Consider the following 9476-nt stretch of genomic DNA (forward strand, 5'->3'; position numbering starts at 1 on the left):
TGTGCTGATTTCCTGGTCAAATCCGGTCTAATTCATCGCTGTCTGCAATTCAACCAAGCGGAAATCAGTGGATATTGGCACCCTTCGGGCGCTGATATGCCTCTATCTGGGGATTTGGGGAAAGGATTTCATTGGCGGAAACAGGCTGTGCAAGGTAAAATCAGCCGCTTCACATATAAATAGAATCAATGCGTGATCCTGACGCGCTTTCCGGGAAGAAAACTTGGCTACAGACAAACCTGTCAACCTGCTGGATCTCGATCGTAAGGCGATGGAGGCTTATTTCGTGAGCCTCGGCGCCAAACCGTTTCACGGGCGCAACGTGCTGAAGTGGATACACAAGCACGGCGTGACCGACTTTGACGCGATGACTGATCTGTCGAAGAAGCTGCGTGCCAGTCTGCATGCCTGTGCCGAAGTGCGCCTGCCGAAAATCATATTCGAGCAGCCTTCACTGGATGGCACCGTCAAATGGGTGATGGAACTGGCTGATGGTCAGCGCATCGAGACAGTCTATATTCCCGATGGAAACCGCAGTACTGTCTGTGTGTCGTCCCAGGTGGGTTGCGCCCTGGACTGCTCTTTCTGTTCCACAGCACAGCAGGGATTCAACCGCAATCTCACGGTGGGGGAGATCATCGGTCAGGTCTGGCATGCCACCCGGCAAATGGGCAAGGCGCCCACCAATGTGGTGATGATGGGCATGGGCGAGCCGCTGGCGAATTTCGAACCCGTGGTCAGTGCCATGGATCTGATGCAGGATGATCTGGCCTACATCCTTTCCAAATACCGGGTGACCATCAGCACTTCCGGCATCGTGCCCAACCTGTATCGTCTGCGGGAGGTTTCAGATGTCAGTCTGGCGGTATCTCTGCATGCGCCCGACAATGCATTGCGGGATGAACTGGTTCCCATCAACCGCAGATACCCCCTGGAAGAACTGATTCCCGCCTGCCGCGAGTTCGTCAGGAACGACAAGCGCCGCAAGGTGACCTGGGAATACGTGATGCTGGATGGCGTAAACGACAGCATCTCCCACGCAAAGGCACTGATACGCCTGCTCGAAGGAACCCCCTCGAAGATGAACCTGATTCCGTTCAATCCCTTTCCCGGCACCAGTTACAGAAGCTCTCCTCCGGAACGTATCGAGGCATTTCGCCAGAAACTCATGAAAGCCGGCATCATGGCCAATTTGCGAAAGACCAGGGGCGATGATATCGATGCCGCCTGCGGCCAGCTGGTGGGCAAGGTGCAGGACCGCAGCGGGCGTACCCTGGTATCCCTGCGCCAGCGTCACACACGGGAGCTCGCATCATGAGGCTGCTGTTGCTCGCGCCGCTGTTCCTGTTTCTGGGGGGCTGTGTCACCAACCCGGGCCAGACCGAAAATGACCCCAATACCGGCAGGCTGGGTGCTGACCAGAATTACGAATCACTCTCGAACACCTATATTCAGCTGGCCAACGAATACATGAAGCGCGGGGATTACGCCACAGCGCTGAACAAGGCTAAAAAAGCTGTTCAGCGTGATCCCAACAATGGCAATGCCCACTTGGTGCTCGGCCTCATTTATGAGCAATTGGGGGAAAACGGTTCCGCGAATGCTGCTTATCAGCGCTCGCTGGAAGTGGACAGCAAGAATCCCTATGCCCTGAACGCCTATGGCAGCTACCTGTGCAAACTGGGGGAATACCAGAAGGCGCTGCCCTATTTCGACAGGGCGCTGCAGAATCCGCTTTACCAGACACCCTGGGTGGCGCTCGCCAATGCCGGTTACTGCGCGCGCAAGGCGGGGGATCTTTCCATGGCGCAGTCCTACCTGCTCAAGGCCCTGGAGCGCAATCCCGGTTTTGCCATGGCGCTCTACCAGATGGCGGAGGTACGCTTTGCCCAGGGAAGATACATGTCCGCCAGAGCTTATCTGCAACGCTACCGGGAAGTGGCCAAACCCACGGCGCAGATGCTCTATCTGAGCATTCTTACCGAACGCAAGCTGGGAAATGATGACTAGGTGAGAAGTGATGAACTTCTGCTCAAGTCCGATTTTCCCGATTCCGAACAGGCGCAGAAACTGGGTTATTGAGTACAGATCATGACAGTCGTGAAAATGCAGAGACGGCACACGCCGGCAAAATCGGAAACACCAGCAGACAGCTCCATCCCGTCTCCCGGCAGACGCCTGCAGCTGGCACGCGAAGCCATGGGCATGGAGGTCGCCACGGTGGCCGAGCAGTTGCACCTGAGCAAGGAACTGGTACATGCCCTGGAAGAGGAAAATTATGAAATCCTCCCGGCCCGGGTATTTGTGCGCGGGTATTACCGCAACTATGCACGGCTGGTGAATGTGCCGGAAGAAATCGTTCTCAAGGAATTTGGGCAACGCTGCCCGGAAGGGGAGGATTGCACCGTTCCTCCGGCAGTTGCCCAGGGTGTGCGCAGGGAAATCCGCAGCAGTCATGGCCTGGTGCGTCTGGCTACCTGGCTCATCGTCATCGCCCTGATCACGGTTTTCGGGCTGTGGTGGAAATCCTATCTGGACAAGGCTGCGCCGCCTGAAGAGACTGCCGCCACCGAGTCGAAAGCCGAAACACAGCAACAGGCTATAGCCGTAGAGCAACCGGCGGAGGCGGAGCAGACTTCGACAGAGACAGTTCCCGAAGCTCCTGCCGCAGAAAGCGAGGAAACCGCGACCATGGCGGCGGATGTTGCCCCTGCCGTTGCTGCGGTCACGCCGGAGGAAACCGCAAGTGCGCCAGTGGACAGCGAAGCCGCAGTCACAACAGCGGATACTGTTTCGCAGCCAGTCGTGCCACCCCGGGTGGTGCTCTCCTTCACGGGTGACTGCTGGGTGGATGTGCGCGACAGCAGCCGCAGTTTCAAGCTGGTGGGCAGACGCAAAGCCGGCGAAAAGTATGAGCTCAAGGGTAAACCCCCCTACAAGATGGTGCTGGGCAACGCCCGTAATGTCTCCATCATGATTGATGACAAGCCCTTCGATCTTGCCCCATACACCCGGGGCAACGTCGCAAAACTAACCTTCGATCCAGCGAAAAACTAGATGGCCAAGAAGATTCAGGCAGTGCGGGGGATGCGCGATATCCTCCCCGATCAGACTCCCCTGTGGCAATTCGTGGAAAACACCGTGCGTCGCGTGTTCCAGTCCTATGCCTACCGTGAGATCCGCACGCCGATTCCCGAGATGACGGAACTGTTCAAGCGTTCCATCGGCGAAGTTACGGACATCGTGGAAAAAGAGATGTACACCTTCGAGGACAGGAACGGTGATTCCCTGACCCTGCGTCCCGAAGGCACGGCCGGTTGCGTGCGTGCCTGTATGGAGAATGGCCTGCTGCACAACCAGGTGCAGCGCCTGTGGTACCTGGGTCCCATGTTCCGTCATGAGCGTCCCCAGAAGGGCCGTTACCGCCAGTTCCAGCAGATCGGACTCGAAACCTACGGCATGTCCGGGCCGGACATCGACCTGGAAGTGATCCTGGTCACCGCGAGGTTGTGGCGCGAGCTGGGCATTCCCGGCCTGGAACTGCAGATCAACACCCTGGGAACCCCGGAGGAGCGCAAGGCCTACCGCAGCCGCCTGGTGGATTACCTGCAGGCGCACCGGGATGAACTGGACGATGACAGCCTGCGGCGCCTGGAGAGCAACCCCCTGCGTATCCTGGATTCAAAGAACCCGGACATGGCCAGTCTGATTGCCGGAGCGCCGTCCCTCATGGATGACCTGGGAGAGGAATCCCGGGCGCATTTTGAGGTCATCACCAGGGGGCTGAAGGCGGCCGGCGTGGAATACGTGGTCAACACGCGTCTGGTGCGGGGTCTGGATTATTACTCCCGTACCGTGTTCGAGTGGATCACCGATCTGCTGGGCGCCCAGGGAACCGTGTGTGCCGGTGGCCGGTATGATGGGCTGGTGGAGCAACTGGGTGGCAGAGCCACGCCGGCCATCGGTTTCGGCATGGGCGTGGATCGCGTGGTGGCGGTACTGGAAGAACTCGATCAGCAGAACAGCGATGGTGATCCCCATGCCTACCTGGTGCTGGCGGGAGAACAGGTGCAGGGTCCCGGCATGGTGCTGGCTGAAAGCCTGCGCAACGCCTTGCCCGGCTTGAGATTGCAGGTAAACTGTGGCGGAGGAAGCTTCAAGTCCCAGTTCAAGAAGGCAGATCGCAGCGGCGCCGAAGTGGCCCTGATACTGGGCGAAGATGAATTGCAGCAGCAGAAGGCCGGTATCAAATGGCTTCGTGAACAGCGGGAACAGCTTTCCGTCGCCCATGATGAGCTGGCGGAATTTCTAAAAGAAGTGATTGGAGAATGATTCAGTGAGTACCTATCAGACAGAAGAAGAACAGGTCGAAGCCATAAAGAAATGGTGGAAAGAAAACGGCAAGTCCGTCGTTGGCGGTATAGCCCTGGGCCTGGCCGTGGTCGGCGGTGGCAAGGGCTGGCTGGAATACCAGCGGATTCAGGCCGAAAATGCTTCTGCCAATTTCGAGAACTTTTCACAGGCGGCCCTGGTAGGCAACCTGGAAACCGCCGTGCAGCGGGGAGAGGCCCTGATCAGGGAGTACAAGGGTTCCACCTATGCACTGTTCACGGCGCTCGAGCTCGCGCGTCTGCAGTACCAGGCGGGAGACAAGGACAAGGCCAAAGCCCGGCTGCAATGGGTCCTGGACAACAGCAGCAAGGATGCCATCAGCCAGCTTGCGAAGATTCGCATGGCACGTCTGCTGCTGGATATGAAGAACTTCGATGCGGCAGCCGAACTGGCAGCCAATCCCGCAGACGATGCCTACCTGGGAGAATTTCTCAGCATTCAAGGTGACGTGAAACTCGCCAGGGGTGACAGGGAGGCAGCCAGAACCGCGTTTGCCCAGGCGCTGGAAAAAGGTGTCAGCAACCCGACTCTGATCAGCATGAAGCTCACGGAACTGGGTGGATAGGCAATGAGTCTGTTGTTTCGATCGCTGATACTGCTGCTGACGGGCAGTCTGTTGTCCGGCTGTGGCACCATGGCCGATCCCAGAGAGTGGTTCGGCAGTGACGATCCGGCGCTTGAACCGGCGGAGCTGGTGGACTTCACGCCGACTGTCCAGCCGCAACAGGTATGGAGCATGGATATTGGTGATGCTTCGCCGGATCTGCAACGCCTGAAGCCGGCGATCGACAATGGCGTGCTGTATGTCGCGAATACCGACGGTGCACTGTTTGCCGTGGAAGCGGATACGGGAAAGCAGGTCTGGAAACTGGAAACCGGACTCGCCGTATCGGCGGGGCCGGGTGTTGCGGAGAGTCTGCTGGCGCTGGGAACAGCGGAAGGCCAGCTGGTGGTTTTCGATACCGATAACGGGGAGGAGCTGTGGCGCAAGGACCTGAGCAGCGAAATTCTTGCAGTACCGGCGATCGGCAGCGGCGTGGTGGTCGTTCATACCGGCGACGGAAAGCTGTTTGGTCTTGATGCTTCCAATGGTGAGCAGCTGTGGCTGTATGACCACAAGGTGCCTGTGCTGACATTGCGTGGCAGCAGTTCCCCCGTGATCAGCGGTGGCAGTGTGTTTTGCGGACTGGCGGGTGGCAAGATGATCTCCCTGTCTCTGGATTCCGGCATTATCGAATGGGAAAGTCATATCACCGTGCCCACCGGGCGTTCGGATCTGGAGCGCATGGTGGATGTGGATGCAGACCCGCTGCTTTACAGCGGTACTGTTTACGGCGGCGCCTACCAGGGTGACGTGGCTGCCCTGGGTGAGGGCAGTGGCAAGGAGTTCTGGAAGCGCAAGATCTCCGTGTACAACAATATGGCGGTGAACTGGCAGCAGCTGGCGGTTACCGATGCCCAGGGATTTGTCTGGTCACTGGATCCTGACAGCGGATCGGCCCGCTGGCGACAGAAGGCGCTGATGAACCGCGGTCTGAGTGCGCCTGCGCTGCAGGGAGACTACACCGTCGTCGGTGATTTCGAAGGTTATCTGCACTGGCTGTCATCGGAAGATGGCGCCATGGCCGCCCGCCAGCGCGTGGGTGATGCCATCGTGGCGGCGCCTCTGGTGGTGGATGATGTCCTGTATGTGCTGGCCAGCGATGGCAAACTCACAGCGTTGAGACTGCCGGAATAGATCATGCTTCCCGTTATCGCGCTGGTTGGCCGTCCCAATGTGGGCAAGTCCACTTTGTTCAATCGCCTGACCCGCAGCCGGGATGCCCTGGTTGCGGACCAGCCGGGTCTTACCCGTGACCGTCAGTATGGTGTCGGCCGTATCGGCAACCGTCCGTACGTGGTGGTGGATACGGGCGGCATCAGCGGCGAGCGGGAAGGTGTGGAAGTGCTCATGGACAGGCAGGTACGCCTGGCTATCGAAGAGGCCGACCATGTTTTCTACCTGGTCGATGCCCGCGAGGGGCTGGCCGGAGCGGACGAGCAGATTGCCGCCGAACTGCGCAAGACGGGCAAGCCCATCACCGTGGTGGCGAACAAGTCCGAATCTTTGGACCGTGATGTGGCTGCAGCTGAATTTCATTCCCTGGGACTGGGCGAACCCGTGGCCATTTCCGCCGCACACGGGCGGGGTGTCAAGCCCCTGGTCAACAGGGTGCTTGCCGATCTTCCCCCTGAAGAAGAAAATGATGCCGAGGCCGAACAGCGGGGCATACAGATCGCCGTTGTGGGTCGCCCAAATGTCGGCAAATCCACGCTGATCAACCGTTTGCTCGGCGAGGAACGCCTGGTGGCCTTCGACAAGCCCGGCACCACCCGCGACAGCATTCAGGTGCCTTTCGAGCATCAGGGCAGACAATACACCCTGGTGGACACAGCGGGTGTGCGGCGCCGTGCTCGCATCGCCGAAGCCATCGAGAAGTTCAGCATCATCAAGACCCTGCAGGCCATGGAACAGGCCAATGTAGTGCTGCTGGTGCTCGATGCCCATCAGGGCATATCCGAACAGGATGCAACGCTTGCCGGTCATGTGGTGGAGAGTGGTCGGGCACTGGTCGTGGTCATCAACAAGTGGGATGGTCTGCAGAGTGACGAGCGGGACCGCATCAAGTCTGAACTCGAGCGCAAGCTGCCTTTCCTGTCTTTTGCCGAGGTGCTGTTCATTTCCGCACTGCATGGCACAGGTGTCGGACACCTCATGAAAGCGGTGGATGCCGCCTATCGTGCGGCCACCCGTGATCTGAAAACTTCCGATCTGACCAATATCCTGGAACAGGCGATCATGGAACACCAACCGCCACTGGTGCGCGGCCGGCGTATAAAGCTGCGTTACGCCCACCAGGGCGGGCAGAACCCGCCTATCATTGTGATCCATGGCAATCAGACCGAATCCGTACCGCTGACCTACCAGCGCTTTCTGGTCAACCGTTTTCGCAAGGCCTTCAAGTTATGGGGCACACCGGTCAGGATCGAATTCCGTACCAGCGACAATCCTTTAAAGGGGCGTCGCAACAAACTTAACACCCGCCAGCAGCAGAAGCGCCGGCGTATGATGAAACATGTCAAACGAAAGTAGCATCCGTGTTGGTCATGGCTATGATGCCCACCGCTTCGGCTACGGGGATCACGTGGTGCTGGGGGGCGTCACCATTCCTCACGGGCAGGGCCTGATCGCGCATTCCGATGGTGATGTACTCATCCATGCCCTGTGCGATGCCCTGCTGGGTGCTGCCGGGCTGGGCGATATCGGCAGGCATTTTCCCGATACTGATCCCGCACTGAAAGACATAGACAGTCGTATCCTGTTGCGCAGGGTTGTCGCGGAACTGCAGCAGCGGGGATTCAGGCCGGGCAATGTGGATGTCACTGTCATCGCCCAGAAACCTCGCCTGAGCGCCCATATTCAGGAGATGCAGTCCCGTCTTGCCGATGATCTGGGCCTCGATGCTTCGCAGGTCAATATCAAGGCCACGACCACCGAAAATATGGGCTTTACCGGCAGAGGCGAGGGTATTGCCGCCCATGCCATTGTGCTGATTCATGCCTGATCCCACAGCGGACCTGCCGTTTGCCTGGGGTGGTCCCGCGGGCAGCGGTGTATTGCGGGCGTCTGCCGAAGATTTCCAGGTGGTGGAGGATCTGGGTATAGAACCTTCCGGTTCGGGGGAGCATGTGCTGCTCAAGATCCGCAAGCGCAATCTCAATACCGTGGAAGTGGCCACACATATTGCCCGTCTGGCGGGTATTCGCCCGCGTGATGTCAGCTATGCGGGCCTGAAAGACCGGGTGGCGGTGACCACCCAGAGCTTTTCTGTGCATCTGCCGGGCAAGGAGGCGCCGGACTGGGCCGAACTGGAAGGCGGGAACCTGCAGGTGCTGGAAGCCGTTCGTCATCACCGCAAACTGCGCAGGGGCAGCTTGCGGGGAAATGTCTTCACCTTGCGTGTGCGGCAATTTTCGGGAGATGCAGGTGCCCTGGAAGCACGTCTGCAACAGATCGATGAACAGGGCGTGCCCAATTATTTCGGCGCCCAGCGTTTCGGTCGTGATGGCAACAACCTTCAGCGGGCTCAGGCGCTGTTTGCGGGAGAGATCAAAAAGCTGCGGCGCGACAAGCGCAGTATCTGGCTGTCCGCCGCCCGGTCCTGGCTGTTCAACAAGGTACTGGCGGTTCGGGTCTCTGAGGGTACTTGGAACAGGCTGCTGCCGGGTGACGTGATGCAACTGGCAGGAGGGCGAGGGCAATTCCCTGCTGAAGCCGAAGATGACGAATTGGCCTCACGTCTGCGAAACCAGAAAGTGCATGTTACGGGACCCCTGTACGGCAAAGCCAGCCGGGCGCTGCAACCAGGATCGGCAGCGGCTGAGCTGGAGCAGGCGGTGTTGTCGGCAGAGCAGTCGTGGCTGGATGGCCTGCGGCGTTTTGGACTGGAAGCCGACCGCCGCTCCCTGCGGCTGTCGGTGGATGATTTACAGTGGCAGTTGCACAAGGATGAGCTGGAGCTGTGTTTTGGTCTCGTCAGCGGCGGCTATGCCACGGCAGTGGCAAGAGAGTTGTTCCAGTCTGTCTGATGGCTGATTGCTTGTACGGAGTTTGATCAGGCACCACATACTTCACATTTTCACCATTCTTGCGGGGTATTCGACGTGTAGGTTGATGTGCGTCATTTACTCGGGATCCGGCAGGGAATTACGCTGTAATCCATACGTAGGAACCTCAGGGGTGAAATATGAAGTTACTGTCTTTGGCCTGTTCTTTTTTTGCCAGAACCATACCGCAGTTCCTACCAAGGTATTTTGTTTCAGTCATATTGTGCTTGGCGTCTGTCAATGTCCTCGCACATTCCAACTATCGCGGTGATCAGAGTGCAGAGGGAATCCTGCAGCTGCCGTTTATTGAAAATCGGGGGGTAACTACTCACCCCTATCAGCATAGAGCTGTCCCGAAAAGGCCATTTGAATGGCGACCAGCGGATTGTATCCCTGATTTGCCATGGTCTGCAGGTAACTGGAGATGCGGCAATAGG

Annotated in this window: 10 protein-coding genes; all 10 read left to right on the forward strand. The window is 58.4% G+C overall.

All coding sequences use genetic code 11. The features are described from left to right. The coding region (locus tag ACOCD2_RS06900; RefSeq protein ID WP_293672520.1) for a hypothetical protein at window positions 1-183 on the forward strand (183 nt) is incomplete at its 5' end. 40 nt (window positions 184-223) lie between these two features. After that, window positions 224-1318, forward strand: coding sequence for a 23S rRNA (adenine(2503)-C(2))-methyltransferase RlmN (gene rlmN, locus ACOCD2_RS06905; protein ID WP_293646178.1), 1095 nt, complete (start codon window positions 224-226; stop codon window positions 1316-1318). Continuing rightward, a complete protein-coding gene (pilW, locus tag ACOCD2_RS06910) occupies window positions 1315-2010 on the forward strand; it encodes a type IV pilus biogenesis/stability protein PilW (protein ID WP_293646176.1) in 696 nt (231 codons plus the stop codon). The genes rlmN and pilW overlap by 4 nt, the downstream gene beginning before the upstream one ends. Before the next feature lie 81 nt (window positions 2011-2091). Then, window positions 2092-3057, forward strand: coding sequence for a RodZ domain-containing protein (locus ACOCD2_RS06915; RefSeq protein WP_293646174.1), 966 nt, complete (start codon window positions 2092-2094; stop codon window positions 3055-3057). After that, window positions 3058-4332, forward strand: a complete 1275-nt coding sequence (hisS, locus tag ACOCD2_RS06920; protein WP_293646172.1) for a histidine--tRNA ligase — start codon at window positions 3058-3060, stop codon at window positions 4330-4332. A 4-nt stretch (window positions 4333-4336) separates the two neighbouring features. Then, the gene (locus ACOCD2_RS06925) at window positions 4337-4957 is read left to right on the forward strand and encodes a YfgM family protein (RefSeq protein ID WP_293646170.1); all 621 of its coding nucleotides are present in this window, start codon (window positions 4337-4339) and stop codon (window positions 4955-4957) included. Between the two features lie 3 nt (window positions 4958-4960). Continuing rightward, the gene (gene bamB / locus ACOCD2_RS06930; protein WP_293646168.1) at window positions 4961-6130 is read left to right on the forward strand and encodes an outer membrane protein assembly factor BamB; all 1170 of its coding nucleotides are present in this window, start codon (window positions 4961-4963) and stop codon (window positions 6128-6130) included. 3 nt (window positions 6131-6133) lie between these two features. Then, a complete protein-coding gene (gene der, locus ACOCD2_RS06935; protein WP_293646166.1) occupies window positions 6134-7525 on the forward strand; it encodes a ribosome biogenesis GTPase Der in 1392 nt (463 codons plus the stop codon). Continuing rightward, the gene (gene ispF, locus ACOCD2_RS06940; RefSeq protein ID WP_305800212.1) at window positions 7509-7997 is read left to right on the forward strand and encodes a 2-C-methyl-D-erythritol 2,4-cyclodiphosphate synthase; all 489 of its coding nucleotides are present in this window, start codon (window positions 7509-7511) and stop codon (window positions 7995-7997) included. The genes der and ispF overlap by 17 nt, the downstream gene beginning before the upstream one ends. Continuing rightward, window positions 7990-9021 (forward strand): tRNA pseudouridine(13) synthase TruD, encoded by a 1032-nt coding sequence (gene truD, locus ACOCD2_RS06945; RefSeq protein ID WP_293646164.1) that lies wholly within the window; start codon window positions 7990-7992, stop codon window positions 9019-9021. The genes ispF and truD overlap by 8 nt, the downstream gene beginning before the upstream one ends. Window positions 9022-9476 lie beyond the last annotated feature (455 nt).

The sequence above is a fragment of the Thiolapillus sp. genome, from assembly GCF_048562965.1.
Classification (GTDB): Bacteria; Pseudomonadota; Gammaproteobacteria; order Chromatiales; family Chromatiaceae; genus Thiolapillus; species Thiolapillus brandeum_A.